Here is a 26,861-nt window from a genome sequence, read left to right as displayed (position 1 = left end):
CCTCAGGCGAATGGATGGCGCAGGATGATGGTCTCGTTGCGGTCCGGACCGGTGGAGATGATATCGATCGGCGCACCCACCAGCTCTTCCACGCGCTTGATGTAGGCGCGGGCGTTGGCCGGCAACTCTTCCAGGGTCTTCGCACCCACGGTCGACTCGCTCCAGCCGGGCATTTCCTCGTAGACCGGCTGCAGGCCGATGTAGCTGTCGGCATCGGTCGGCGCTTCCAGCACATCGCCATCGGCATTCTTGTAGCCGACGCACAGGCGCACCACATCCAGGCCATCGAGCACGTCGAGCTTGGTCAGGCACAGGCCGGAGATGCTGTTGATCTCGATGGCGCGGCGCAGGATCACGGCATCGAACCAGCCGCAGCGACGAGCGCGACCGGTGGTGGCGCCGAACTCGTGGCCGCGCTTGGCCAGGTAGGCGCCGACGTCGTCGAACAGCTCGGTCGGGAACGGACCGGAGCCGACGCGAGTGGTATAGGCCTTGGTGATACCCAGTACGTAGTCCAGGTACAGCGGGCCGAAGCCGGAACCGGTGGCGGTACCGCCAGCGGTGGTGTTGGAACTGGTCACGTAGGGGTAGGTGCCATGGTCGATGTCCAGCAGCGATCCCTGGGCGCCTTCGAACATGATGTCCTTGCCGTGCTTGCGCAGGTCGTGCAGGGTCGCAGCGACATCGGCCATCATCGGCTTGAGCAGCTCGGCATACTCCATCGCCTCGTCCAGGGTCTTCTGGAAGTCGATGGCCGGCTCCTTGTAGTAGTGCTGCAGGACGAAGTTATGGTAGTCCAGCAGCTCGCCCAGCTTGGCGGCGAAGCGCTCGCGGTGGAACAGGTCGCCGACGCGCAGGCCGCGACGTGCCACCTTGTCCTCGTATGCCGGGCCGATGCCACGACCGGTGGTGCCGATCTTGGCTTCGCCGCGGGCCTTCTCGCGCGCCTGGTCGAGGGCGACGTGATAGGACAGGATCAGCGGACAGGAAGGACTGATGCGCAGGCGCTCGCGCACCGGCACGCCCTTCTCTTCCAGCTTGGTGATTTCGCGCAGCAGCGCATCCGGCGCCAGCACCACGCCATTGCCGATCAGGCACTGCACGCCTTCGCGCAGGATGCCCGATGGAATCAGGTGCAGGACGGTTTTCTCGCCATCGATCACCAGGGTGTGGCCAGCGTTGTGACCACCCTGGTAGCGAACTACGGCAGCCGCCTGCTCGGTGAGCAGGTCGACGATCTTGCCCTTGCCCTCATCACCCCATTGGGTGCCCAGGACTACGACATTCTTACCCATAACACTTGTCCCCATCGTGGAAGTTCGATGCCGGCCGCGGCCGGCGGAATCTCAGGACGCCAGCGGCGCCACCTGCCAATTGCCATCGCGCAGCGCCAGCTGCCGGTCGCAGCCCGCCTCGCGCGCAGAAGCCGCATCCTGCCCGGGCAGAGCCTGGACGACACGCTGCCCGTCGCGGCGCAGTCGTTGCACCACCTGCCAGAGCCCGGCCCCTTCGGCCGGCGCCCAGATACCCGATACAGCCTGGTCCAACCGGGCCTGGCCGAGAGTGACCAGGCTTTTCAGATCGGTGGAGAAACCGGTGGCCGGGCGGGCGCGCCCGAAATCGGCACCGATATCATCATAGCGACCGCCCTGGGCGATGGACTGGCCAACGCCGGGCACGAAGGCCGCAAACACCACGCCGGTGTGATAGTGATAGCCACGCAGCTCGCCGAGGTCGAAATACAGCGGCAAGCCGGGGAAACGTCCAGCCAGCGAATCGGCGATCTCGATCAGCTCGTTCAGCGCCACCTGGACATCGGCCGGCGCCGCCGCCAGACGGGCACGGCCCTGCTCCAGCGCATCGCGGCCGCCGCATAGCTCGGCCAGCGCACGCAACATGCCGCGCAGCTCGGCAGGCAGGTCTGCAGTCAGCGCCTCGACCTCGTCCACCGCCTTGCGCTGCAAGGCATCGAACAACTGCTGCTCGACTTCGCCGGACAGCCCTGCCGCGCGCGCCAGGCCGCGGTAGATACCGACATGGCCGAGGTCCATGTGCACGTCCGGCACTTCCGCCATCTCGAGCATTTCCAGCATCAGGCTGATCACCTCGACATCGCTGGCAGGGCTCGGATCGCCGTACAGCTCGGCGCCCAGCTGGATCGGACTACGCGAAGTGGACAGCGCGCGCGGCTGCGCATGCAGCACACTGCCGGCATAGCACAGGCGGCTCGGCCCCTCGCGGCGCAGGCTGTGCGCATCCATCCGCGCCACTTGCGGCGTAATGTCGGCACGGAAACCCATGAGCCGGCCGGACGCCGGGTCGGTCACCTTGAAGGTGCGCAGGTCAAGATCCTGTCCCGCGCCGGTGAGCAGCGACTCCAGGTATTCGATATGCGGGGTCACGACGAACTCGTAACCCCAGCGGTGGAACAGATCCAGCACCTGACGGCGGGCTGCTTCGATGCGCGCCGCCTCCGGGGGCAGCACCTCTTCGATCCCATCTGGCAGCAGCCAGCGGTCTACCGTTGCCATTTCGCCTCTCCCCTTTCAGCCGGGCGGCACATCATCAGTGAATCCAGTAAAGAAGCAGGGTGCCGAGCAGCATGCTGCCCAGCCCCACGAGACGCAGGTGACGGTCGCTCAGCCGGCCGATGCCGGTGACCGCCTCGCGCCATTGTCGCGGACACAGGAACGGCAGGATGCCTTCCAGCACCAGCACGAGACAAAAAGCGATGCCGAATTCCTGCCACATGATTCTCGCGGACGCAAAAAAGCCGGGATTTCCCGGCTGGCTCATCATAACACGATTTCTCCGGCGGGCGCTGCCGCCCGCCGGAGAACCGAGTATTACTTGTTGGCCTTGTTCAGATAGCGGAAGAACTCGCTGCTCGGATCGAGCACCAGTACGTCGCGCTTCTCGGCGAAGCTTTCGCGATACGCCTTCAGGCTACGGTAGAAGGAATAGAACTCCGGATCCTGGTTGTAGGCCTTGGCGTAGATCGCGGCAGCCTTGGAGTCGCCGTCACCGCGGGTCTCTTCCGACTCGCGGTAGGCTTCGGCAACGATTACCCGGCGCTGGCGATCGGCGTCGGCACGAATGCCTTCGGCCAGTTCGCGACCCTTGGCGCGGTGCTCGCGGGCCTCGCGCTCACGCTCGGTGCTCATCCGCTCGAAGACGCTGCGGTTGACTTCCTTCGGCAGGTCGATGGCCTTGACCCGCACGTCGATCACCTCGATACCCAGCTCCTTCTGCGCCATGCGGTTCAGCGAAGCGGTGATGTCGCCCATCAGCGCGTCGCGCTCGCCCGATACCACTTCATGCAGGGTACGCTTGCCGAACTGGTCGCGCAGACCCGCTTCGAGACGCCGCGACAGGCGTTCGTCGGCGATCTGCTTGAGGCCCGAGGTAGCGGTGTAGAAGCGCTCGGCATCCGCCACCCGCCACTTGGCATAGGCATCCACCATCACCGCTTTCTTTTCCAGGGTCAGGAAGCGCTGGGTCGGGGCATCCAGGGTCAGCAGGCGAGCGTCGAACTTGCGCACCTGGTTGACGTACGGGATCTTGAAGTGCAGGCCCGGCTTGACGTCGGACTCGACCACCCGGCCGAAGCGCAACATGACCGCGCGCTCGGTCTGCTGGACTACGTAGACGCTGTTCCACAGGACGATGGCGGCGACGACACCGACGATCAGAGCGATCAAAGACTTGTTGCCCATCAGCGGCTCTCCCTCGTACGCGCGTCTTGCTGGCGCAGATCGTTGACGATCCGCGACCCCAGGTCGGAAGCGCTGGCGCTGCCACCACCGGCGGAAGCACCGGCCCCCGTAGCGGGCGCGGCGTTACGACCATCGATCATCTTGTCCAGCGGCAGGTAGAGCAGGTTGTTCTGCCCCTGCTGACCGGTCACCAGCACCTTGCTGGTCTGGCTGAAGACTTCCTGCATGGTGTCCAGGTACAGACGCTCGCGCGTCACTTCCGGAGCCTTGCGATATTCCACCAGCAGCTTGGAGAAGCGATCCGCCTCGCCCTGGGCGCGCGAAATCACCTCGTCGCGGTAACCGTTGGCTTCTTCGATGATGCGCTGGGCCTGGCCACGTGCCTCCGGCACCACGCCGTTGGCATAGGCTTCGGCCTGGTTCTTCTCGCGCTGCTCGTCCTCGCGGGCCCGGATCACGTCGTCGAACGCTTCCTGCACCTCACGCGGTGCCTGGGCGCTCTGGATGTTCACCTGGGTCACGGTGATACCGGTCCTGTAGGTATCCAGGAAGCGTTGCAGGCGCTCGCGCACCTCGGTCGCCATCTGCTCGCGACCTTCGGTGAGGATCCGGTCCATGGTGGTGGAGCCGGCGACATGCCGCAGCGCGCTCTCGGTCGCCTGCTGCAGGCTGACCTCGGGCTGGTCGACGTTGAGCACGAAGTCCTGCAGGTTGCTGATCTTGTACTGCACGGTCAGCGGCACTTCGACGATGTTCTCGTCCTCGGTGAGCATCTGCCCCTGCTTGCTGTACGCACGCTCGCGGGTGACGTTCTCCTGGAAGCGCTTGTCGATCGGCGGGAAGTAGAAGTTCAGGCCGGGACCGACCGTCTCGTAATACTTGCCGAAGCGCAGGATGACCGCCTGCTCCTGCTCGTCCACCACATAGATGGCGTTGTACAGCCAGAGCACGGCGAGGATCGCCAGGCCGATGCCGAACAGGCCCAGGCCACCGCCCTTGCCGCCGGAACCGGAGCCGGAACCGTTGCCACTGCGTTTTTTTCCACCGAACAGCCCGTTCAGGCTGTCCTGAAGCTTGCGGAAAGCCTCATCCAGGTCGGGCGGCCCCTTGCGGTCACCACCGCCGCCACCACCACCGCGGCGGCCTCCCCACGGGTCTCGATCGTTGTTGTTCGAGTTGTCACCCGGCTCGTTCCAAGCCATAGCGCTCTCCATCTAGTAACGCGAAACGCGCCTGCGGCGCGGCCACCCATGCTACCGAATGCCCTGCCCGCTGCCAAAAGCAGCGATACGGGCTTTATTGCAAAGTGTGTTGCGCAACGAACTCCGCCGGCTGCCAGCCAGCGCGGCTCGCCAGGCGGTTCAACTCGGCCCGCGGCAGGCGCACCTGCAGCAGGGTACAACCCTCCTCATCGTGCGCCTCGGACTGCACCGCGCCCAGTTCGAACAACTGGGCGCGCAGGCGCCCGAGCCGCTGGGGCAGGCGCAAGGTTCCGACGAACAGGTCCTCGCCAAGCAGCTCGGCGATGGCCTGGCGCAACAGGTCGAGGCCTTCGCCAGTCTGCGCCGACAGCCAGACGCGCACCGGCTTGCCGGAGTCGTCGCGCTGGATGTGCGGCTCGACCGAGGGTAGCAGGTCAACCTTGTTATAGACCTCGAGCATCGGCAATTCGTTGGCGCCGATCTCGCCGAGCACCGCCAGCACCTGCTCGACCTGCGCATCCCGTTCGGGCTCGTAGGCGTCGATCACGTGCAGCAGGAGGTCGGCGTTGCTCGACTCTTCCAGCGTAGCGCGGAAGGCCTCCACCAGCTTGTGCGGCAGGTGGCGGATGAAGCCCACCGTGTCGGCCAGCACCACCGGCCCGAGATCGTCCAGTTGCAGGCGACGCAGGGTGGGGTCGAGGGTGGCGAACAACTGGTTGGCGGCATACACCTCGGAGGCGGTGAGCGCATTGAACAGGGTCGATTTGCCGGCGTTGGTATAGCCGACCAGGGAGACCGCCGGGATATCCGCGCGCTTGCGCCCGCGTCGAGCCTGCTCGCGCTGGCTGCGGACCTTCTCCAGGCGCTGCTTGATCTGGCGGATGCGCACGCGCAGCAGGCGTCGGTCGGTTTCCAGCTGGGTCTCGCCCGGACCGCGCAGACCGATACCGCCTTTCTGCCGTTCGAGGTGGGTCCAGCCGCGTACCAGCCGCGTGCTCATGTGCTCCAGTTGCGCCAGTTCCACCTGCAACTTGCCTTCGTGGGTACGTGCGCGCTGGGCGAAGATGTCGAGGATCAGCCCGGTCCGATCGAGTACGCGGCACTCGAACGCACGCTCGAGGTTGCGCTCCTGGCTGGGCGTCAAGGTGTGGTTGAAAATCACCAGCTCGACGTTTTCGGCCTTGACCAGGTCGTGCAACTCCTCGACCTTGCCACTGCCGATAAGATATTTGGCGCTCGGCTGGTGGCGGGAGACGCTGACGAATGCCACCGTTTCCGCGCCGGCCGAACGCACCAGCTCCTGGAACTCCTGCGGGTCTTCACGCGCCTCGGGGTTCTGCCCTTCCAGATGCACCAGAACAGCCTGTTCCCCACCACCTGGGCGCTCAAAGAACAAAGCGGACTCCCGTCAAGCGTTGCCCGGCTCGGCCGGCTGGTCACCGCTCGGCAGACGCACCGGACGGCTCGGTACCACGGTGGAGATCGCGTGCTTGTAAACCATCTGGCTGACGGTGTTCTTCAGCAGGATGACAAACTGGTCGAAGGACTCGATCTGGCCTTGCAGCTTGATGCCGTTGACCAGATAGATGGAAACCGGGACGCGTTCTTTCCGCAGGGTATTGAGGTAAGGGTCTTGTAGCGAATGCCCTTTTGACATGTGCCGCACTCCTTTAAGGATCGTAGTTTGAAGTAGTCGAATAGGGTGACTTGGCGCCGTCCAAACTCCGGAGTCGTTCCGGAAACAGACGGACAAATTAAGGTCTCAGGCCAATATGGAGACCGTTTTCAGGTATTTCAAGGCACGCGGCAGATTGTCACCTGCTAGGCTGTCCATCCAGTGTAGATGGCTCCAGCTTCGCAGCCAGGTGAACTGGCGCTTGGCCAACTGGCGGGTAGCGATGATGCCGCGCTCGGTCATTTCAGCGTAGGACAGCTTGCCATCCAGGTAATCCCACACCTGACGGTAACCCACGGCTCTAATAGACGGTAATCCTGCATGCAAGTCACTTCTGGCATGCAGTGCTTCGACCTCGGCGATGAAACCCTGTTCCAGCATCTGGCGAAAACGCTGCGCAATCCGCGCGTGCAACACCTGGCGCTGCTCGGGAGCAATCGCCAGCTGAGCGACAGTATACGGCAATTGATTCCTGCCTGACGCGTCAAAATCCGCCTTTTCAGCGCTTTGCCGGCGACGCAGGTCGCTCATCGACACCCCGCCGAGGCGATACACCTCGAGCGCCCGCATCAGTCGCTGCGGGTCGTTGGGGTGGATACGCGCAGCCGATTCCGGGTCGACCTCGGCGAGTTGCCGGTGCAGCGCCTCCCAACCTTCGGCCTGGGCCTCGGCCTCGATCGCCGCGCGCACCTCGGGATCGGCGCCGGGCATGTCGGCCAGGCCCTCGAGCAACGCCTTGTAATAGAGCATGGTGCCCCCCACCAGCAGGGGAATCCTGCCGCGCGCGGTGGCCTCGGCCATCGCCGCCAGGGCGTCGGCGCGAAATTCCGCGGCCGAATAGCTCTCCGCCGGGTCGCGGATATCGATCAGGCGGTGCGGATAGCGCGCCAGCAGCTCCCGGGAAGGCTTGGCCGTACCGATATCCATGCCGCGGTAGATCAGCGCCGAGTCGACGCTGATCAGCTCGCAGGGCAGCGCATCGGCCAGCGCCATCGCCAGGTCGGTCTTGCCGGCGGCGGTCGGCCCCATGAGAAAGATGGCGGGAGGCAGGGAAGACATCGGAAAGCTCTTGGACAAAGCGCATAGCTTCGGGCTTTGCGCCCGAAGCTGCAAGGCTCAGCGTCCGCGCAGGAAGAGCTTGTCCAGCTCGTCCAGGCCCAGTTGGGTCCAGGTCGGACGCCCATGGTTGCACTGGCCGCTGCGCTCGGTGATTTCCATGTCGCGCAACAGGGCGTTCATTTCCGGCAGGGTCAGGCGCCGGTTGGCGCGCACCGCACCATGGCAGGCCATGGTGCCGAGCAACTCGTTCAGGTGCGCCTGGATACGGTCGCTGGTGCCGTATTCCAGCAGGTCGGCGATGACATCGCGCACCAACTGGGTCGCCTCCGCCTGCTTGAGCAGCGCAGGGATCTGCCGGATCGCCAGGCTTTCCGGCCCCAGGCGCTGCAGCTCGAAGCCCAGGCGCTGGAACCAGCTGGAATGCTCTTCCGCGCAATCCGCCTCGCGCTCGCTGACCGCGATCGACTCCGGCACCAGCAACGGCTGCCCACGCAAGCCTTCGCTGGCCATCGCCACCTTGAGGCGCTCGTAGGTGATCCGCTCGTGGGCCGCGTGCATGTCCACCAGCACCAGGCCGTGGGCGTTCTCGGCGAGGATGTAGATGCCCTTGAGCTGCGCCAGGGCGTAACCCAGCGGCGGGATGTCCTGGGCGCTCTCGGGCAACGCGGCTGGCGCCTCGCCCGCGGGTAACGGCGCGAAGTAGGCCTTGTAGGCGCCACCGGCCTCGGCCAGAGAGGGCGGCGCCTCCGGCCGGGTATAGGCGGAATAGCCGGAGGAGCCGCCGGAGGCCGATGAGCCGCCACTCCAGCCCACCCGTGCCGCCGGACTCTCCAGCACGCTCTCGGCCAGGCGCATCTCGCCCTGCGGGCCGAACTCGCCGGCGGCAGCGCCGGTCGGACGCGGCTCGGTCAGGCTGGTCGCCCCCGGCGGCGCGAGCTGGTCGTCGGGACGGACCTCGCCCAGCGCACGATGCAGGGTGCCATAGAGGAAGTCATGGACCATCCGGCTGTCACGGAAGCGAACTTCGTGCTTGGTCGGGTGCACGTTGACGTCCACCACCGCCGGATCGACTTCGAAGAACAGCACGAAGGTCGGATGCCGGCCGTTGTACAGCACGTCGCGATAAGCCTGGCGCACCGCGTGGGCGACCAGCTTGTCGCGCACCATGCGCCCGTTCACATAGAAGTACTGCAGGTCCGGCTGGCTGCGGGAGAAGGTCGGCAAGCCGACCCAGCCCCACAGGTGCAGGCCGTTGCGCTCGACCTCGATCGGCAGCGCCTGCTCGAGGAATGCCTGGCCGCACACCGCGCCGACCCGGCGCGCGCGGGCCAGCTCGTCTCGCGCCTCGTGCAGGGCGAAGATGGTCTTGCCGTTGTGGCGCAGGTGGAAAGCCACGTCGAAGCGGGCCAGCGCCAGGCGCTTGATGACCTCCTGCAGATGGTCGAACTCGGTCTTCTCGGCACGCAGAAACTTGCGCCGCGCCGGGGTGTTGAAGAACAGGTCGCGAACCTCGACGCTGGTCCCCACCGGGTGCGCCGCCGGCTGTACCCGCGGCTGCATGTCACGGCCCTCGGTTTCCACCTGCCAGGCTTCGCCGGCGTCGGCGGTACGCGAGGTCATGGTCAGGCGCGCTACCGAACTGATCGAGGCCAGCGCCTCGCCACGGAAGCCGAGGCTCATCACCCGCTCCAGGTCTTCCAGCTCGCGGATCTTGCTGGTGGCGTGGCGAGCCAGGGCCAGCGGCAGGTCGTCGGCGGGGATGCCGCGACCGTCGTCGCGCACTCGCAGCAACTTGATGCCGCCCTGCTCGACCTCCACATCAATGCGCCGGGAACCGGCGTCAAGGCTGTTTTCCAGGAGTTCCTTGGCCACCGAGGCGGGACGCTCGACCACCTCACCGGCGGCGATCTGGTTCGCCAGCCGCGGACTCAGCAGCTGGATACGCGGTGCTTCACTCATCACTGGGCCGCCAGGGCGGTGCTCGGGATGGACAGGGCCTGGCCGACTTTCAGGTTGTCGCTGGACAGGCTGTTGCTGCTACGCAGCGCGGCCATGCTCACTTCATAGCGCTGGGCGATCATCGCCAGGGTCTCTCCGGGCCGCACCACGTGCTCGCGCGGCCCCATGGAGAGCTTGCCCTGGGCGCGCAAAGAGGCGATGTAGGTGCCGGGCGGCGGGCTCTGCTGGAAATACTGGCGGATGCCGCTGGTGATCGAACGCGCCAAAGCCTGCTGATGGCTGGCGCTGGCCAGCTTGCGCGACTCGTTGACGTTCGAGATGAAGCCGGTTTCCACCAGGATCGATGGGATGTCCGGCGACTTCAGCACCATGAACCCGGCCTGCTCGACACGACGCTTGTGCAGCGAAGTGATGCGGCCGACATTGGTCAGTACCTTGTGGCCGACATCCAGGCTCGACGAGAGGGTGGCGGTCATCGACAGGTCGAGCAGCACGCCGGCGAGCATCTGGTCCTTGTCGCCGAGGCTGACGCTGCCATCGCCGCCGATCAGGTCGGAACGGTTCTCGCTGTCGGCCAGCCAGCGCGCGGTTTCCGAAGTGGCGCCGCGGTCGGACAGGGCGAACACCGAGGCACCGAAGGCGCTGCGGCTCGGCGCGGCGTCGGCATGGATCGAGACGAACAGGTCGGCGCCCTTCTTGCGGGCGATCTCGGTGCGCTTGCGCAGCGGGATGAAATAGTCGCCGGTACGGGTCAGCTCGGCCCGGTAACCGCGCACCTGGTTGATCTGGCGTTGCAGCTCGCGAGCGATCGACAGGGTGATGTTCTTCTCGTGCAACCCGCCCGGGCCAAGGGCGCCAGGGTCTTCACCGCCGTGGCCGGCGTCGATGGCGATGACGATATCGCGGGTGCCGCCCTTGGTTGGCAGCGGCAGCTTGGCCACCGGCTGGGTCGGCGTCACCGGGGTGACCGGCACGCTCGGGGTCGGCGTCGCGGGCACGTCCGGGGTCAGGTCGGCGCCCTGGTCGTAGAGATCGACCACCAGGCGGTTGCCGTATTGCTGGTTGGGCGGCAGGACGAAGCTTTTCGGGGTGACCTGCGCCGACAGGTCGAGGACCATGCGCAGGTCGTTGGGCGTGCGCTGGGCGGAGCGCACCGCGGTGATCGGGGTGTTGCCGAGCTTGAGACCGTTGAGCTGGGTCGCCAGTTGGGCGCCGCTGACGTCGATGACGATACGGTTGGGAGCGGCCAGGGTGAACAGGCTGTGCTGCACCGGACCGGAGAGATCGAAGACCAGACGGGTGTTGTCCGGAGCGCGCCAGATCCGCACGCTCTTGATTTGCGCGGCGGCCAGAACCTCGCCGACCTGGCAGGCCAGCAGAATCATCACCCCAGTCAACAACGTCCGCAGACGCAAGCCCCAACCCATCGTTTTTCTCATGCTCCCATGGTCAGGGTGGCACACCAGGCTTCGCCCCGCGCACCGTGCGGTACCAGGCGCAGTGTCCGTCCACCCGCTTGGGCAGTAATGGTAATGTCCAGATCGGCGGTTGGCAAAACGCCCGCACCGCGCTCGGGCCACTCGATCAGACAGAGTGCGCTGCCGTCGAAATAGTCGCGGATGCCGAAGAACTCCAATTCCTCCGCATCGGCGAGCCGGTACAGGTCGAAATGGTAGGCGCGCAGCTCGCCGATTTCGTAAGGCTCGACCAGGGTAAAGGTCGGGCTTTTCACCGAGCCGGCATGGCCGAGGCCGCGCAGGATGCCGCGCGAGAGGGTGGTCTTGCCGGCGCCGAGGTCGCCATGCAGGTAGATCACCCCCTGCCCCCCGCTGGCCCGGGCGATGCGCCTGCCCAGTTCGAGCATCGCGTCATCCCCTTCGGCGGACAGGATCACTTCAGACACGGACTGCACTCCTCGAGCAACTGACGAACGGTAGGTATGAGATCGGTCGCCGCCAGTCCACGCCCCTGGGCGCCGAGCCGCTCACCGGCGGCGGCATGCAGCCAGACCGCCAGGCAGGCCGCCTCGAACGCCTCCACGTGCTGGGCCAGCAAGGCACCGGTGATGCCCGACAGCACGTCACCCATGCCGGCACCAGCCATCGCCGGATGCCCCTGGGAACAGACGGCAAGTCGTCCGTCCGGCGCGGCGACCAGGCTGCCGGCGCCCTTCAGCACCACCACCGCCTGGTAGCGACACGCCAGTTCCAGCGCCGCCGCCGGGCGATCCGCCTGCACCTCGGCGGTCGAGCGACCCAACAGGCGCGCGGCCTCGCCGGGATGCGGCGTCAGAATCCATGTCCGCGGCCCTGCTCCGACCGGTTCCAGGGCCAGCAGGTTCAACGCGTCGGCATCCCAGACCTGCGGCAACGGTCGCGACCGGACAGCGCTCAGCAGGCTACGCCCCCAGGCGCGCTGGCCAAGACCGGGACCGAGCACCAGCACGCTGGCGCGTTCGGCAAGGGCCAGCAGTTGGTTCGCCGACGCCACGCCATGGGCCATGACCTCGGGACAACGGCTCAGCAACGCCGGCACATGTTCGACGCGGGTCGCCGCCGAGACCAGCCCGGCGCCGCAGCGCAGGGCGCTTTCCGCGGCCAGTAGCACGGCCCCGCCCATGCCGGTGTCGCCGCCGACCACCAGCAGGTGGCCGAACAGCCCCTTGTGCGCGGTCCGCGGCCGCGCTGCCAGACTCGGCAGGGCATTTCGTGCCAAACGGTGGGCCCGGGGCTGGAGCCCTTGCAACACGACGGCGTCGCTGCCGAGTTCGTCGAACACCAGCTCGCCGACCCGTGCCGGCGCCTCGCCAGTGAACAGCCCGATCTTCAGGCCGATGAAAGTCACTGTCAGATCCGCCCTGATCGCTTCCCCCAATACCGCACCGGTGTCGGCGCTCAAGCCGGAAGGAATATCCACCGCCAGCACCGGCAGGTCGGCGGCGTTGGCCAAGCGGATGGCCTGCGCAAAGGGCTCGCGCACGGCACCTGCCAGGCCGGTGCCGAGCAATGCATCCACTACTACGCCCTCGAGCACGGCGCACTCACTCCAGGGCTCCACCACGACCCCGGTCGCCAGCGCGGCGGCATGCGCCTGCGCCGCGTCGCCGGCAAGCCGCTGCGGCGCCGCGACCGCCAGCACCCGCACTCGCCAACCCGCACGTTGCGCCAGCGCCGCGATCAGGTAGCCGTCGCCGGCATTGTTGCCGTGCCCGGCGAGCACCGTCAGCGCCGCGGCCTCCGGCCAACGGCGGCGCAAGGCACGCCAGGCGGCGTGGGCGGCGCGCTGCATGAGTTCGAAGCCCGGCGTGCCGGCGGCGATCAGGCGCGCATCGAGGTCGCGCACCTGGGCGGCGGAATAGAGGGCGAGTGGCAGGTCGTCGTGCTGGAAGGTCATGGTCATCGGATCGATTCGGCGTCAGGCGCGCAGTCTGGCAGAATTATACCTATCCCATTTCGCTTTCCCTCGTCTTCGTTGCCTCCCATGACTCCCCAGCCTCTGGCCGACAACCTTTCCCCGCCGGACCCCGCCCGCCTCGCCCAGTCCATCAAGGACTGGGGCCGCGAGCTGGGGTTCCAGCAGGTCGGTATCAGCGACGTCGAGCTGGGCGAGCACGAAGCGCACCTGCAGCGCTGGCTGGAGGCCGGCTACCACGGCGAGATGGACTACATGGCGGCGCACGGCAGCAAGCGCTCGCGACCTGCCGAGCTGGTTCCCGGCACGCTGCGGGTGATCTCCCTGCGCATGGATTACCTGCCCGGCGACACGCGCATGGCGCAGGTCCTCGCGACGCCGGAAAAAGCCTACGTCTCGCGCTACGCCCTCGGCCGCGACTACCACAAGCTGATCCGCAAGCGTCTGCAACAACTGGCCGAGCGCATCCAGGCCGAAGTCGGCCCGTTCGGTTTCCGCGCCTTCGTCGACAGCGCGCCGGTGCTGGAAAAGGCCATCGCCGAACAGGCCGGCCTCGGCTGGATCGGCAAGAACACGCTGGTGCTCAACCGCAAGGCCGGCAGTTACTTCTTCCTCGGCGAGCTGTTCGTCGACATGCCGCTACCCGTCGACCCGGCGATGGACAGCGAGCATTGCGGACGCTGCTCGGCCTGCCTGGACATCTGCCCGACCGCGGCCTTCGTCGGCCCCTACCGGCTGGACGCGCGACGCTGCATCTCCTACCTGACCATCGAGTACAAGGGCGCGATTCCGCTGGAGCTGCGACCACTGATCGGCAACCGGGTATTCGGCTGCGACGACTGCCAGATCGTCTGCCCATGGAATCGCTTCGCCCGCCCCACCGGGCAGGGCGACTTCCAGCCGCGCCACAGCCTGGACAACGCCGAACTCGCCGAACTGTTCCTCTGGAGCGAGGAGGAGTTCCTCGGCCGCACCGAGGGTTCGCCGCTGCGCCGCGCCGGCTACGAGCGCTGGTTGCGCAACCTGGCGGTGGGGCTGGGCAACGCGCCCTCGACCATCCCGGTGCTGGAGGCGCTGAAGGCGCGCCGCGGGTTCCCTTCGGAGCTGGTCCGCGAGCACGTGGAATGGGCCCTGCGGCGCCACGGGGAAACCTAGCCCGGCCGGCGCCTGCCGCCCGGTCCGGACGGATCAGAGCTTGATGAAGTGGTCGCGGTAGTGGCGCAGCTCGGCGATCGACTCGCGGATATCGTCCAGCGCCAGGTGGGTGTTGCCCTTCTTGAAGCTCTCGCGGACCTGCGGCGCCCAGCGCGCGGCCAGCTCCTTGAGGGTGGAGACGTCGAGGTTGCGGTAGTGGAAGTAGCCTTCCAGCCTGGGCATGTGCCTATAGAGGAAGCGGCGGTCCTGGCAGATGCTGTTGCCGCAGATCGGCGAGCTGCGCTTGGGCACCCACTGCTCGAGGAAGGCCAGGGTCTGCGCCTCGGCCTCGGCCATGCTCACGGTACTTTCCCGAACCCTCTGGGTCAGGCCGGACTGGCCGTGCTGGCGGGTATTCCACTCGTCCATGCCGGCGAGGATTTCCTCTGGCTGGTGGATGGCGATCACCGGTCCTTCGGCCAGGGTGTTGAGGTCACTGTCGGTGACGATGGTGGCCATCTCGATGATGACGTCCCGGTCCGGATCGAGGCCGGTCATCTCCAGGTCGATCCAGATAAGGTTCTGCGGGTTCTGCATGGGGAGTCGCTCCAGTCGCTATGCCGTGCATTCTAGCGTGGAACGCCGCCGCGCGAATGATGGCGGCGCGCCCATGTTAAACTCGCCGCCGATTTTTCATGCGGACGCATCATGGCCAAACGCCACTTGACCCGCCGGCAGAGCTGGCGCATCGAAAAGATCCAGGAAGAACGCGCGGCCCGGGCGGCCCGTCGCGAGTCGCGTGCCGTGGAAGAGCTGGAGGGCGGCGACCTGGGACCGGAGCAGACCGGCCAGGTGATCGCTCATTTCGGGGTTCAGGTAGAGGTCGAGTCCGCCGACGGCCAGGTTTCCCGCTGTCACCTGCGCGCCAACCTGCCGGCACTGGTGACTGGCGACCAGGTGGTCTGGCGCGCCGGCAACCAGGGCATCGGCGTGATCGTCGCGCAATTGCCGCGCCGCTCCGAGCTGTGCCGCCCGGACATGCGCGGGCTGCTCAAGCCGGTGGCGGCCAACGTCGACCGCATCGTCATCGTCTTCGCCCCGCGTCCCGAACCGCACGCCAACCTGATCGACCGCTACCTGATCGCCGCCGAACATGCCGGCATCCAGCCGCTGCTGCTGCTGAACAAGGCCGATCTGGTCGACGAGAGCAATGCCGAAGGCATCGATGCGCTGCTGAATGTCTACCGCACCCTGGGTTACCCGCTGATCGAGGTGTCGGCCTTCAATGGCCTGGCGATGGACGAACTGCGCGGCGCGCTGGACGGTCACGTGAGCGTCTTCGTCGGGCAGTCCGGGGTGGGCAAGTCGTCGCTGGTGAATGCCTTGTTGCCAGGTGTCGACACACGTGTCGGCGACCTCTCCACGGTGACCGGCAAGGGCACCCATACCACCACCACCGCGCGACTGTTCCATTTTCCCGGCGGCGGCGACCTGATCGACTCGCCCGGCATCCGTGAGTTCGGCCTGGGGCACGTGTCGCGAGACGATGTCGAGGCCGGTTTCATCGAGTTCCGCGACCTGCTCGGGCATTGCCGCTTCCGCGACTGCAAGCACGACCGTGAACCAGGTTGCGCCCTGCTCCAGGCCCTGGAGGACGGGCGCATCATGCCGCAACGCATGGCCAGCTACCGGCACATTCTGGCAAGCATGCCGGAAACGGACTACTGAACCTCAGTCGCCCTTGATCTGCTCCAGCTTCAGGCTGCCGCCGTCGTCGAACAGGTTGAGCTTCTTCTGCACCTCGTCCGCCGGTAGCGAAGGTTGCGCGCCCGCCGCCGGTGCCTCGGCAGCCGGCTTCGGCTGCTCGCCCGGGGCAGCCGCAGGGGCGCTGGCTTCGGGAGCGCCGGTCTCGCCTTCGATGGCCTTCTGCGCCTTGCGGGTCAGGACCACGATGTCGATCCGCCGGTTCACCGGGTTCAGCGGGTCCTTGTCGTCGAACAGGCGTGCCGAGGCATAGCCGACAACCTGGGCGATCTGCCCTTCCGGATAGCCGCCGGCGACCAGCGCACGGCGCGCGGCGTTGGCGCGATTGGCCGATAGCTCCCAGTTGCCGAAGTCGCCGTTGCCGGCATAGGGCTTGGCGTCGGTGTGGCCGCTGATGCTGATCTTGTTCGGCACCTGGCGGATGGTCTCGGCCATGGCCAGCAGGATGTCCTCGAAATACGGCTGCAGGCGCGCGCTGCCGAGGTCGAACATCGGCCGGTTGGCGGCGTCGACGATCTGGATGCGCAGGCCGTCGCGGGTGATCTCGAAGTGGATCTGGTCCTTGAAGTCCTTGAGCATCGGATTTTCGTCGACCTTGTTCTGCAACTCCTGCAGCAGCAGCGCCAGACGCTCTCGCTCAACCTGCTCGGCGAGGTTCTCGGCCTGATCGGCGTTGACCTGGTGGTCCTGCTCGGGGCTGATCCGGCTTTCGTTGGAGTCCGGCTGGGCCTGGACCTGCGGATTGAGGGTCTTGTCCGGCGCCGGCGTCGGCGTGCCGCCGAGGTCGATGACGTAGGGGCTGGCGCTTTCGCTGAAACCGATGGGGTCCTGGAAGTATCCGGAAATCGCCTTCTTCTGCTCCGGGGTGGCCGAAGACAGCAGCCAGAGCACCAGGAAGAACGCCATCATCGCCGTGGCGAAGTCGGCGAAGGCGATCTTCCACGAGCCGCCGTGGTGGCCGGCGGCATAGCGCTTGACGCGCTTGACGATGATCGGCTGGTTATTGTCCATCTATCGACAGTGCCTCCACTCAGCGGCCGCGCACGGCCTGCTCGAGCTCGGCGAAGGTCGGCCGATGGGCGGGCAGCAGCACCTTGCGGCCGAACTCGACGGCCAGCGAAGGCGGCATGCCGGAAGCGGAAGCGACCAGGCAGGCCTTGATCGCCTCGAACAGGTTCAACTCTTCCTTGGCATCGTGCTCCAGGGCGCCCGCCAGCGGGCCGACGAAGCCGTAGGCGGCGAGAATCCCGAGGAAGGTGCCCACCAGGGCGGCGGCGACGTGGTGGCCGATCTCCGCCTGGCTGCCTTCGCCAAGCAACGCCATGGTGATGACGATGCCGAGTACCGCGGCGACGATACCGAAGCCCGGCAGGGCGTCGGCGACTTTGGTCACCGCGTGGGACGGATGCTCCAGGTCCTCCTTGAGACTGGACAGCTCCATGTCGAACAGGCCTTCCAGCTCGTGCGGCGCCATGTTGCCGGAGGACATGATGCGCAGGTAGTCGCAGACATAGGCGGTCATCCGCTCATCCTTCAGCACACCGGGGTACTTGCTGAAGATGGGGCTGGCCGCGGGGTCCTCGATGTCCGCCTCGATCGCCATCATCCCTTCGCGCCGGCTCTTGTTGAGGATCTCGTAGAGCATGCCCAGCACCTCGAGGTAGTAGGTCTGGGTGAAGCGGTTGCTGAACATCTTCGGCGCTTTCTTCAGCACCACCATGAACGTGCTGCCCGGGTTGGACTGGAGGAACGCCCCCAGTGCCGCGCCACCGATGATCAGGACCTCGAAGGGCTGGATGATGGCGCCGATCTTGCCGCCGGAGAGCAGGAAGCCCCCGAGGACACTGGCGAAAACGACGATGATGCCGATGATTTTTGACATGAGGACCGGACGTGCGAAATGAACAGGATAAGGAGGGGGACTGCTAGGCTCCCTCTTGTTATCGGTTGCTAGCCGCAAGACTATAGTCCGAATACTCGAAAAGCCAGTTCGCCGCCTCGCCGACACCGAGCCCGACACCCATGACAGACCGCCTCGCCGCCTGGCTCGAAGAGCTCGACCGGCAACCCCTGCCGATCCCCGCCAGCCACTATGCCGGCCTGCACGCCGCGCTGAGCGACAGCCGTCGCTCGCTGCGCGAGATCGCCGACCAGTTGCAGGGCAGCCCGACGCTGGCGTTGTCCATCCTGCGCGAGGCCAATCGCGCCGAGAGCGCCCGCGACAACCCCGCGGAAAGCCTGGAGGTGGCCCTCAGCCGCCTCGGCCTGGCGCGCGCGAGCCAACTTCTGAAGACCCTGCCGAGCATCCAGGATGCGGAGATGCCCAGGGTCCTCGGGCAGATGCTGCTGATCAGCCAGCACGCCATGCAGCAGGCCAGCGGCCTGTTCGGCGCGCGCCTGGCCAGGCTCTGGCAGGAAATCCACTGGGGCAGCCTGCTGACCATGGCTCCGGTCTGGGCGCTGGCCAACGCCCGCCCGCAGTTGCTGGAGCAATGGCAGCAACGCGTGCTGGTACAGGGCGAACCGACCCTGCGAGTGGAGCGCGAACTGCTCGGCATGCGCCTGCTGCCGATCTGCCTGGCGCTGGCCGAACGCTGGCGGCTACCGCAGTGGGTCATCCAGGGCTATCGCCTGCTCGCCTGCGACCGTCGCCTGCTGGTTCGAGCCCTGCGTATCGCCCGCGACCATCAGTCGCCCCTGCTCCAGCAACAGCAACTCGATGCCCAGCCCGATCTCGCCCGCTGGCTGACCCAGCCGGCCAACTGCACTCTCCTCGCCAATGGCCTGGCCATCGCCGCGCACCAGAGCTGGGACGGGCCGCACATGCTGCGCTGGCAGCGCCTGACCGGCCTGTACCTGGGCCAGCCGCTGACCGAAGTCCAGCAGCAGGTGCACATGCTCGCCGCGCAAAGCGCGCGCCTGCACGCCCGACCGCCGCTGTGGCATCCGGCGGTGGCCTTGATCTGGCCCTGGCAGGCCAGCCGCTGGCGTGCCGAAGCGGCGCCCCCGCCGCCGCCCTCGGCGGAAGCCCTGGCCGAGTGGCGGCAGCATTGCGCCGAGTTGCTCCGCGAGCCCAGCCCGTTCAGCAACGTGGTGCAGCTCACCGCCTGTGCCCGCGATGCGCTGCGCGCCTGCGGCCTGCAAAGGATGCTGCTGCTGGTGGCCGATCGCACCCAGGTACACGTGCTGGCGCAGCAGAGCGCCGGACTCGAACCGGGCCAGGAGAAATTGCAACTGGAGATTGCCAGCAGCCCGCTGCTGAAGAAACTGTTCCAGCAACCCGCCCTGCTGCGCATCGGCCCGAACAACCAGGACCAGTTGCTGCCGGCCCTCGGCGAACCCTTGCGCCAACTGTTCCCCGGGCCTCACCTGCTGCTGCGCTCGCTGGGCAACGGCTCGCGGGTGGTGATGCTGGTCCTGGCCGACCTCGGCGGCCAGCCGTTCAGCGACCTGCATGCCCAGGCCTTCGCCAAGACCGCCCAGTGCACCGAGCGCGCGATCCAGCAGTTCGGCAGCCAGCGCCACACGGAATGAGGGACATGCCCGGCACACTGGTCGGGCGCGCTTTCCGTTAAACTGCTGCCCTTCTTCAACCCGGGGGTACTCGCATGTCCGTTTTCTCCGACCTGCCATTGGTGATCGAGCCCAGCGACCTCGCGCCGCGCCTGGGCGCGCCCGAGCTGATCCTGGTCGACCTGACCAGTGCCGCCCGCTACGCCGAAGGGCATATCCCCGGCGCGCGTTTCGTCGACCCCAAACGCACCCAGTGGGGACAACCCCCGGCACCCGGCCTGCTACCGGCGAAGGCCGACCTGGAAGCCCTGTTCGGCGAGCTGGGCCACCGCCCGGAGGCGACCTACGTGGTCTACGACGACGAAGGCGGCGGCTGGGCGGGCCGCTTCATCTGGCTGCTGGACGTGATCGGCCACCACCACTACCACTATCTCAACGGCGGCCTGCCGGCCTGGATCGCCGACGCCCAGGCGCTCGACCGCGAGGTCCCGGCGCCTGTCGGCGGCCCGCTGCCGCTGACGTTGCACGACGAGCCCAGCGCGACCCGCGAATACCTGCAAAGCCGCCTCGGCGCCGCCGACCTGGCGGTATGGGATGCGCGCAACCCCAGCGAATACGCCGGTACCAAGGTGCTCGCCGCGAAGGCCGGGCATGTGCCCGGCGCGATCAATTTCGAATGGACCGCCGGCATGGACCCGGCTCGCGCCCTGCGCATCCGCGCGGATATCGCCGAAGTCCTGGAGGACCTCGGCATCACGCCGGACAAGGAAGTGATCACCCACTGCCAGACCCACCATCGCTCCGGCTTCACCTACCTGGTGGCCAAGGCGCTGGGCTACCCGCGGGTCAAAGGCTACGCCGGCTCCTGGTCGGAATGGGGCAACCACCCCGATACCCCTGTAGAGGTTTGAGGAATGTCGTTCAAAGATCGTCTGTTCATCTGCAGCCAGTACCTGCTGCCGCACCACCTGCTGTCCCGGCTGATCGGCTTCGCCGCCGACTGCCGGGCGACCTGGTTCAAGGACCGCCTGATCGCCTGGTTCGCCCGGCGCTACCAGGTCGATATGCGCGAAGCGCAGGTCGAGGACCTGCAGGCCTATGAACATTTCAATGCCTTCTTCACCCGCGCCCTGAAGGATGGCGCCCGCCCGCTGGCCCAGGAGCCCGGCGCGGTGCTCTGCCCGGCCGATGGCGCGATCAGCCAGCTCGGCCCGATCGAGCACGGGCGGATCTTCCAGGCCAAAGGCCACAGCTACAGCCTGGCCGAACTGCTCGGCGGCGACGCCGAACTGGCCGCGCCCTTCATGGGCGGCGACTTCGCCACCGTCTACCTGTCCCCCCGGGACTACCACCGCGTGCACATGCCGCTGGCCGGCACCCTGCGCGAGATGGTCTACGTTCCCGGCCGGCTGTTCTCGGTGAACCAGACCACCGCGGAAAACGTTCCCGAGCTGTTCGCCCGCAACGAGCGGGTGGTCTGCCTGTTCGACACCGAGCGCGGTCCGATGGCCGTGGTGCTGGTAGGCGCGATGATCGTAGCCTCCATCGAAACCGTCTGGGCCGGCCTGGTTACGCCGCCGAAGCGCGAACTGAAGACCTTCCGCTACGACGAAGCCGCCCGTGCGCCGATCCGCCTGGAAAAAGGCGCCGAGCTCGGTCGCTTCAAGCTGGGCTCCACCGCCATCGTCCTGTTCGGCCCGCAGCAGGTCGCGTTCAACGACGGCCTCGGGGCAGCGAGCCCGGTGCGCATGGGCGAATGCCTGGCCCTGCCGAAACAGTCCTGACCTCGCCGGGACGGAGCGCCCCGAGCGTCTCCGTCCCATCTCTCCCCGCCGCCGGGACCTCCCGACGGGATCGTGGCGTCCGAAGGCTGCGGGTCCATTTCGATGCTGCTAGAGTTCGGAAAGGTCCTATCGAGCCTGTGCCGACCCCTCGGTCAGGAAAGCGGACTGCCGCACAGTTCCTGTCCTGGCCACGACGATGAACCCGCCTCCCGTGTTAAGAAAGAGGAGGCGCAGCCGCGGCGATCGGAAGTCCGGCACCTCTCCGGGGCTTCATCCCCCGTAGAGCCTTTTCAGTAGCGGAGCCGTCTAACCCCCCATGGAAAACCAGAGCCCCCACCTCTCGTTGCGCGTCCCCACTCCGACGCAGCAGAACCTGAGCTTCTGCGACGCCACCCCGAAGGACATCAAGTACTGGCTGGCGCACCTGCCCAAGGCCAACCTCGGGGAAACCGCGCGCCAGCTCTACCAGGGCCTGATCGAACTCAACCAGTTGGTGCTGCCCGTCGAGGCCCGCCTGCAACTGCTCGAACTGTTCCGTCCAGAGGTGCATTTCGTCTGCGCCCACCTGGAACGGCACTTCCTCAACCAGGCCATCGTCCTCGACGAACGGCCGCGCAAGATCGCCAACCTCTGCCAGGCCCTGCAGAACCACCTGGCCATCGGCTACAAGCTGATCGTGGTCCAGGAAGCGCCGCGCAACAGCCGCGACCGCGCGCAGCTGTTCGCGGTCGGCATCCAGCGGGCGATCCGCAGCCTGTGCGGGCCGCTGATCCGCGCCAGCCAGTTGTACTGCCCGGTCCCCGAGGGGCTTTGGCTGGAACTCCACCAGCTCTACCAGTTGGCCAGCCAGCGCGGCGTGCATCGTCTCGCGGTGCGCGACGAACTGGCCAAGCACACCCCCGGCCTGAGCGTCGAGCAGGCCTACCTGATTCCGCTGCTGCTCGGCTGCGCGCGCTGCAACCAGATGCGCCAGAACAACATTGCACGGCTCGCCGAGGTGCTCGAACCCTGGAGCCAGCTGCTGTCGATACAGAGCGCGACGCTGCCCGGCTCGCTGTTCATCGCCGTGCCGCAGATCGACGGCCCGCCGCGCTACCGTTCGCTGTACCCGGAGACCCAACTGGCCAGTGCCCTGGGCATCGACACCCAGCCGCTGGTCGAGCTGATCCGCGAATACCTGCTGCAGCCCGAGGCCGAACGCGCGAAAGCACGCCTGCCGCTGATCGAAGGGGTGACCCTGGACCTGCTGCAACATCTCTCCTCGGCCTGGGGTGACATCGCCGAACGTACCTTCCAGCGCACCCAGGGCCAGGGCCAGTTGACCCTGTGCATCGGCATGAGCGCCCTGCACTACTTCCTCGCCGGGCGCCGCCCGTTCAACGAGGTCCTGCAGATCCAGGAAGCGCCCGAGGCGCCTCGCTTCAAGGCCGACGTCCAGGACGCCTGGGCCGGCGCCTTCGATGCACAGAAGGTCACCGACTGGCAGCCCGGCATGCCGCTGGAGGAAATCGAGTACCGCCCGCACCAGTCGCCCCGCAGTGTGCAACCCGGGCACCCGCAGGCCCACGCACAGGCTGACGCCACCGAGGACTACCCGACCTACGCCCTGCCCATCGTCAACCACAGCCCCGGCGGCTATTGCCTGAGCTGGCCGAAGGAGGTGCCCGCCCAACTGCAGGCGGGCGAACTGGTCGGCCTGCAGGACCTTCCAGGCCAGGCGTGGAGCATCGCGGTGGTGCGCTGGATCCGCCAGGTACGCAATGGCGGCACGCAGATGGGCATCGAGATGATCGCCCCGGCGGCACAGCCCTGCGGCCTGCAACTGCTGCGCAAGACCGAGCAGAGCAGCCACTACCTGCGCGCCCTGCTGCTGCCGGCGATCGCCGCGATCTCGCGGCCGGCGACGGTGATCACCCCGCGCCTGCCGTTCCAGGAGGGCAGCCGGGTGCAGATCAACCTGCACGGCGAGGAGCGGCGCGCGGTGCTGAATCGCCGGCAGGCCTCGACCGGCAGCTTCAGCCAGTTCGAATACCGCTCGGCGGAACCGGTGAACACCCCGAGCGATAAGCCGGTCACAGCGCCAGTGGCCCGGCCGCCTGCGGGGGAGGAAGATTTTGACTCGCTCTGGAAGTCTCTGTAGATTGCCCCGACACCTCCATTCGCCGTCTTTTCGCGCCCGCCCGGACGCGGACTGAGCCCTTTCCATGGCCATCGAAAAGAAAACCATCCGCCTGCTGATTCTGGAAGACTCGCAGAACGAAGCCGAACGCCTGGTCAGTCTGTTCCGCAATGCCGGCCACGCGACCCGCGTACATCGACTGACCTCTCCCGAGGACCTCGCCGAAACCCTCCAGCAAAGCTGGGACCTGCTGATCGCCGCGCCGACCAGCGAGTGTCTCGAGCCCGGCGAGGCGCTCGCCACCTTGCGCCGCCAGTCGCGCGACATCCCGTTCATCCAGCTGGTGGCCGACAACAACTCCGACGCCATCACCGACGCCTTGATGCTCGGCGCCCAGGACGCCCTGCCGCAAGGCGAGGACGAGCGCCTGGTGCTGGTCGCCAACCGCGAGCTGGCCGGCCTCGCCGAACGCCGCGCGCGCCGCGCCGCCGAACTCGCCCTGCGCGAGGCGGAAAAACGCTGCCAGTTGCTGCTCGACAGCTCGGTCGACGCCATCACCTACGTCCACGACGGCATGCACATCTACGCCAACCGCTCCTACATGGCGCTGTTCGGCTACGAGGACGCCGAGGAACTGGAAGGCCTGCCGGTCATCGACCTGATCGCCTCCTGCGACCAGGGCGCCTTCAAGGATTTCCTCAAGGGCTACCAGAACGACCAGCGCCAGACCGAACTGGTTTGCACCGGGGTCAAGCTCGACGGCCAGGAATTCAAGGCGCGCATCAGCCTCTCCGCCGCCACGTACGACGGCGAACCCTGCATCCAGGTGGTGATCCGCGGCGAGGTCGACAACGCCGAGCTGGAAGAAAAGCTCCGCGAAGTCAGCAGCCAGGACCCGGTCACCGGTCTCTACAACCGCAGCCACTTCCTCGACCTGATGGATGCCGCCGTGCAGCAGGCGGTGACCGCCCGCAAGCCGTCGACCCTGGCCTATATCCATCTCAACGGCTACCCCTCGCTCCAGGCCGACCACGGGCTTTCCGGGATCGACCTGCTGCTCGGCCAGTTGGCCGGACTGATGCGTGAACAGTTCGGCGAGGAAGCCGACCTGGCGCGTTTCGGCGATTCGATCTTCGCCGCCCTGTTCAAGGGCAAGACTCCCGAGCAGGCGCAAGCGGCGCTGCAACGACTGCTGAAGAAAGTCGAGAACCACCTTTTCGAGCTGAACGGCCGCAGCGCCCAGGCCACCCTCAGCATCGGCGTCGCCGGTCTCGACGAGAAGACCGCCAAGGCCCAGGACGTGATGAACCGTGCGCATCGCTGCGCCGATGACGCGGCACGCAAGGGCGGGTCGCAGATCAAGCAGTACAACCCGGCGGAAGAGCTTGCCGCCGCCGCCCAGCGCGGCGACGTCATCGCGATCCTCCAGCAGGCGCTGGAGACCAACAGCTTCCGCCTGCTGTTCCAGCCAGTCATCAGCCTGCGCGGCGACAGCCACGAGAACTACGAGGTGCTCCTGCGCCTGCTCAATCCGCAGGGCCAGGAAGTGCCGCCGGCGGAGTTCCTGCATGCCGCCAAGGAAGCCGGGCTGGCGGAGAAGATCGACCGCTGGGTGATCCTCAATTCGATCAAGCTGCTCGCCGAGCATCGCGCCAAGGGGCACCAGACCAAGCTGTTCGTCCACCTGTCCAGCGCGAGCCTGCAAGACCCCGGCCTGCTGCCCTGGCTCGGGGTGGCGCTGAAGGCCGCGCGCCTGCCGCCGGAGTCGCTGGTGTTCCAGATCAGCGAAGCCGACGCCACCAGCTATCTGAAGCAGGCCAAGCAACTGACCCAGGGCCTGGCCACCCTGCATTGCCAGGCGGCGATCAGCCAGTTCGGCTGCTCGCTGAACCCGTTCAACGCGCTGAAGCACCTGACCGTGCAATTCATCAAGATCGATGGTTCCTTCGTCCAGGACCTCAACCAGGTGGAAAACCAGGAGATCCTCAAGGGCCTGATCGCCGAACTGCACGAACAGCAGAAGCTCAGCATCGTCCCCTTCGTCGAGAGCGCCAGCGTCCTCGCCACCCTGTGGCAAGCCGGCGCCACCTACATCCAGGGCTACTACCTGCAGGGGCCGAGCCAGGCGATGGACTACGACTTCTCCTCGGGAGACGAATGAAGAACGGGCGCCCTGGGCGCCCGTTGCTTTTCCGCTCTACCGACCTGGTTCGTGGCTGCCGGGCCGGCAAGAGACGCCCGCCGGCCTCAGGCTCGTCCTTCGCGGTCGCGGTAGCCGAGCAGGTAGAGGATGCCGTCCAGGCCCAGGGTCGAGATCGCCTGCTTGGCCGACTGCTTGACCAGCGGCTTGGCGCGGAACGCCACGCCCAGGCCGGCCAGGCCGAGCATCGGCAGGTCGTTGGCGCCGTCGCCGACGGCGATGGTCTGCTCCAGGCTCAGGCCTTCCTTCGCCGCCAGTTCGCGCAGCAGGTCGGCCTTGCGCTGGGCATCGACGATCGGCTCGACCGCCACCCCGGTGACCTTGCCGTCGACGATCTGCAACTCGTTGGCGAACACGTAGTCGATCCCCAGCTTCGCCTGCAATTGACGGGCGAAATAGGTGAAGCCGCCGGACAGGATGGCGGTCTTGTAACCCAGGCGCTTGAGTTCGGCGAACAGGGTTTCCGCACCCTCGGTCAGACGCAGCGAGGCGCCGATCTCCTCCAGCACGTCTTCCGACAGCCCCTGCAGCAGCGCCAGGCGCTCCTTGAAGCTGGCGCGGAAGTCCAGTTCACCGCGCATCGCCCGCTCGGTGATCGCGGCGACCTTCTCGCCGACGCCGGCGGCCTTGGCCAGTTCGTCGATGACTTCCGCCTCGATCAGCGTCGAATCCATGTCGAACACCGCCAGCCGGCGGTTGCGGCGGAACACGCTGTCCTGCTGGAAAGCGATGTCGACGTTCAATTCCTGGGCGACGCTGAGGAATTCCGCACGCAGCGCCGCCGGATCGGCCGGTTCGCCGCGTACCGAGAACTCGATGCAGCCCTTGCCCTGGTCGGCGGGCATGTCCAGCGGCATACGCCCGGAGAGACGGTCGATGTGGTCGATGTTCAGCGCGTACTTGGCGGTGATCGAGCTGACCCTCTGCAGTTGCTCGGCAGTCACCCGGCGGGTGAGCAGGGTCACGATGTGCCGCGCCTTGCCCTGGCCGTCGACCCATTGCCGGTAGTCCTCTTCCGAGACCGGGGTGAAGCGCACCTGCTGGTCCAGCTTGTAGGCGGTGAACAGCACGTCCTTGAGGACCGAGGAACCGGCCTCGGTATCCGGGATTTCCACCAGGATGCCGAACGACAGGGTGTCGTGGATCACCGCCTGGCCGATGTCGAGGATGTTCACCCCGCCCTGGGCCAGTACGCCGGTGATGGCAGCGGTGAGACCGGGGCGGTCTTCCCCGGTGATGTTGATCAGGACAATTTCGCGCAAGGCGTAAGCTCCGCCAGGTAAAAGACGCCATTCTACCCGCTTTCCCGCACACCCGAGAGACGC

23 protein-coding genes are annotated in these 26,861 nt (G+C 66.9%); 7 read left to right on the top strand and 16 right to left on the bottom strand.

What is annotated here, in order from left to right; genetic code table 11:
- Positions 1-2: 2 nt before the first annotated feature.
- The 12 genes from ACTJJX_RS00755 to ACTJJX_RS00700 all read right to left on the bottom strand — a co-directional run bounded on the left by ACTJJX_RS00755 (position 3) and on the right by ACTJJX_RS00700 (position 13,010).
- Positions 3-1,295, bottom strand: a complete 1,293-nt coding sequence (locus ACTJJX_RS00755; protein ID WP_003095642.1) for an adenylosuccinate synthase — start codon at positions 1,293-1,295, stop codon at positions 3-5.
- A 51-nt stretch (positions 1,296-1,346) separates the two neighbouring features.
- Positions 1,347-2,531, bottom strand: a complete 1,185-nt coding sequence (locus ACTJJX_RS00750) for an ATP phosphoribosyltransferase regulatory subunit (protein WP_003116169.1) — start codon at positions 2,529-2,531, stop codon at positions 1,347-1,349.
- A gap of 34 nt (positions 2,532-2,565) precedes the next feature.
- Complete coding sequence (locus tag ACTJJX_RS00745; RefSeq protein ID WP_003095647.1) at positions 2,566-2,751, bottom strand: DUF2065 domain-containing protein; 186 nt, start codon at positions 2,749-2,751, stop codon at positions 2,566-2,568.
- Between the two features lie 95 nt (positions 2,752-2,846).
- Positions 2,847-3,716, bottom strand: coding sequence for a protease modulator HflC (gene hflC / locus ACTJJX_RS00740; protein ID WP_003106429.1), 870 nt, complete (start codon positions 3,714-3,716; stop codon positions 2,847-2,849).
- Positions 3,716-4,918, bottom strand: coding sequence for an FtsH protease activity modulator HflK (gene hflK, locus ACTJJX_RS00735; protein WP_003106427.1), 1,203 nt, complete (start codon positions 4,916-4,918; stop codon positions 3,716-3,718). Before hflK ends, hflC begins: the two co-directional genes overlap by 1 nt.
- A 94-nt stretch (positions 4,919-5,012) precedes the next feature.
- Positions 5,013-6,314 (bottom strand): ribosome rescue GTPase HflX, encoded by a 1,302-nt coding sequence (gene hflX / locus ACTJJX_RS00730; protein WP_003095652.1) that lies wholly within the window; start codon positions 6,312-6,314, stop codon positions 5,013-5,015.
- A 12-nt stretch (positions 6,315-6,326) separates the two neighbouring features.
- Positions 6,327-6,575: an RNA chaperone Hfq gene (gene hfq / locus ACTJJX_RS00725; RefSeq protein WP_003095657.1), complete on the bottom strand. Its 249-nt coding sequence runs from the start codon at positions 6,573-6,575 to the stop codon at positions 6,327-6,329.
- 105 nt (positions 6,576-6,680) lie between these two features.
- Complete coding sequence (miaA, locus tag ACTJJX_RS00720) at positions 6,681-7,652, bottom strand: tRNA (adenosine(37)-N6)-dimethylallyltransferase MiaA (protein ID WP_003106415.1); 972 nt, start codon at positions 7,650-7,652, stop codon at positions 6,681-6,683.
- A 57-nt stretch (positions 7,653-7,709) separates the two neighbouring features.
- A complete protein-coding gene (gene mutL, locus ACTJJX_RS00715) occupies positions 7,710-9,611 on the bottom strand; it encodes a DNA mismatch repair endonuclease MutL (protein ID WP_003106411.1) in 1,902 nt (633 codons plus the stop codon).
- Positions 9,611-11,038, bottom strand: coding sequence for an N-acetylmuramoyl-L-alanine amidase AmiB (gene amiB / locus ACTJJX_RS00710; protein WP_003123571.1), 1,428 nt, complete (start codon positions 11,036-11,038; stop codon positions 9,611-9,613). Before amiB ends, mutL begins: the two co-directional genes overlap by 1 nt.
- A gap of 8 nt (positions 11,039-11,046) precedes the next feature.
- Positions 11,047-11,514 (bottom strand): tRNA (adenosine(37)-N6)-threonylcarbamoyltransferase complex ATPase subunit type 1 TsaE, encoded by a 468-nt coding sequence (gene tsaE, locus ACTJJX_RS00705; protein WP_016852200.1) that lies wholly within the window; start codon positions 11,512-11,514, stop codon positions 11,047-11,049.
- Positions 11,502-13,010 (bottom strand): bifunctional ADP-dependent NAD(P)H-hydrate dehydratase/NAD(P)H-hydrate epimerase, encoded by a 1,509-nt coding sequence (locus tag ACTJJX_RS00700; RefSeq protein WP_003123572.1) that lies wholly within the window; start codon positions 13,008-13,010, stop codon positions 11,502-11,504. The genes tsaE and ACTJJX_RS00700 overlap by 13 nt, the downstream gene beginning before the upstream one ends.
- An 81-nt stretch (positions 13,011-13,091) precedes the next feature.
- Here ACTJJX_RS00700 and queG point away from each other — a divergent pair, with 81 nt between their 5' ends.
- Complete coding sequence (gene queG / locus ACTJJX_RS00695) at positions 13,092-14,177, top strand: tRNA epoxyqueuosine(34) reductase QueG (protein ID WP_003110324.1); 1,086 nt, start codon at positions 13,092-13,094, stop codon at positions 14,175-14,177.
- Between the two features lie 33 nt (positions 14,178-14,210).
- Here the strand turns inward: queG and orn are convergent, their stop codons facing one another.
- Positions 14,211-14,753, bottom strand: coding sequence for an oligoribonuclease (gene orn, locus ACTJJX_RS00690; RefSeq protein ID WP_003095671.1), 543 nt, complete (start codon positions 14,751-14,753; stop codon positions 14,211-14,213).
- Between the two features lie 111 nt (positions 14,754-14,864).
- On the opposite strand from orn, the gene rsgA reads away from it, so the two are divergent.
- Positions 14,865-15,884 (top strand): small ribosomal subunit biogenesis GTPase RsgA, encoded by a 1,020-nt coding sequence (rsgA, locus tag ACTJJX_RS00685; protein WP_003113927.1) that lies wholly within the window; start codon positions 14,865-14,867, stop codon positions 15,882-15,884.
- A gap of 3 nt (positions 15,885-15,887) precedes the next feature.
- On the opposite strand, the gene motB is transcribed toward rsgA, so the two are convergent.
- The gene (gene motB, locus ACTJJX_RS00680; protein WP_003095673.1) at positions 15,888-16,931 is read right to left on the bottom strand and encodes a flagellar motor protein MotB; all 1,044 of its coding nucleotides are present in this window, start codon (positions 16,929-16,931) and stop codon (positions 15,888-15,890) included.
- Positions 16,932-16,950: 19 nt separating this feature from the next.
- Positions 16,951-17,802 carry a flagellar motor stator protein MotA gene (motA, locus tag ACTJJX_RS00675; RefSeq protein ID WP_003102044.1) on the bottom strand — a complete coding sequence of 284 codons (852 nt, stop codon included), beginning with the start codon at positions 17,800-17,802 and terminating at the stop codon, positions 16,951-16,953.
- A gap of 140 nt (positions 17,803-17,942) precedes the next feature.
- Here motA and ACTJJX_RS00670 point away from each other — a divergent pair, with 140 nt between their 5' ends.
- The 5 genes from ACTJJX_RS00670 (at position 17,943) to fimX (ending at position 25,497) form a co-directional block, all read left to right on the top strand.
- The gene (locus ACTJJX_RS00670; protein ID WP_016852201.1) at positions 17,943-19,454 is read left to right on the top strand and encodes an HDOD domain-containing protein; all 1,512 of its coding nucleotides are present in this window, start codon (positions 17,943-17,945) and stop codon (positions 19,452-19,454) included.
- Between the two features lie 74 nt (positions 19,455-19,528).
- Positions 19,529-20,344 carry a thiosulfate sulfurtransferase gene (gene rhdA / locus ACTJJX_RS00665; RefSeq protein WP_003113925.1) on the top strand — a complete coding sequence of 272 codons (816 nt, stop codon included), beginning with the start codon at positions 19,529-19,531 and terminating at the stop codon, positions 20,342-20,344.
- Positions 20,345-20,347: 3 nt separating this feature from the next.
- A complete protein-coding gene (gene asd, locus ACTJJX_RS00660) occupies positions 20,348-21,217 on the top strand; it encodes an archaetidylserine decarboxylase (RefSeq protein ID WP_003095677.1) in 870 nt (289 codons plus the stop codon).
- A 316-nt stretch (positions 21,218-21,533) separates the two neighbouring features.
- Positions 21,534-23,357 carry a cyclic-di-GMP receptor FimW gene (gene fimW / locus ACTJJX_RS00655; protein WP_003113922.1) on the top strand — a complete coding sequence of 608 codons (1,824 nt, stop codon included), beginning with the start codon at positions 21,534-21,536 and terminating at the stop codon, positions 23,355-23,357.
- Positions 23,358-23,421: 64 nt separating this feature from the next.
- The gene (gene fimX / locus ACTJJX_RS00650) at positions 23,422-25,497 is read left to right on the top strand and encodes a cyclic di-GMP-binding protein FimX (RefSeq protein ID WP_003123576.1); all 2,076 of its coding nucleotides are present in this window, start codon (positions 23,422-23,424) and stop codon (positions 25,495-25,497) included.
- Positions 25,498-25,583: 86 nt separating this feature from the next.
- Here fimX and serB read toward each other — a convergent pair whose 3' ends face one another.
- A complete protein-coding gene (gene serB, locus ACTJJX_RS00645) occupies positions 25,584-26,798 on the bottom strand; it encodes a phosphoserine phosphatase SerB (RefSeq protein ID WP_003095681.1) in 1,215 nt (404 codons plus the stop codon).
- Positions 26,799-26,861: the final 63 nt, after the last annotated feature.

It is taken from the genome of Pseudomonas sp. 22490, assembly GCF_052044465.1.
GTDB lineage: Bacteria > Pseudomonadota > Gammaproteobacteria > Pseudomonadales > Pseudomonadaceae > Pseudomonas > Pseudomonas aeruginosa.
This window is presented reverse-complemented; position numbering and strand designations above follow the sequence as displayed.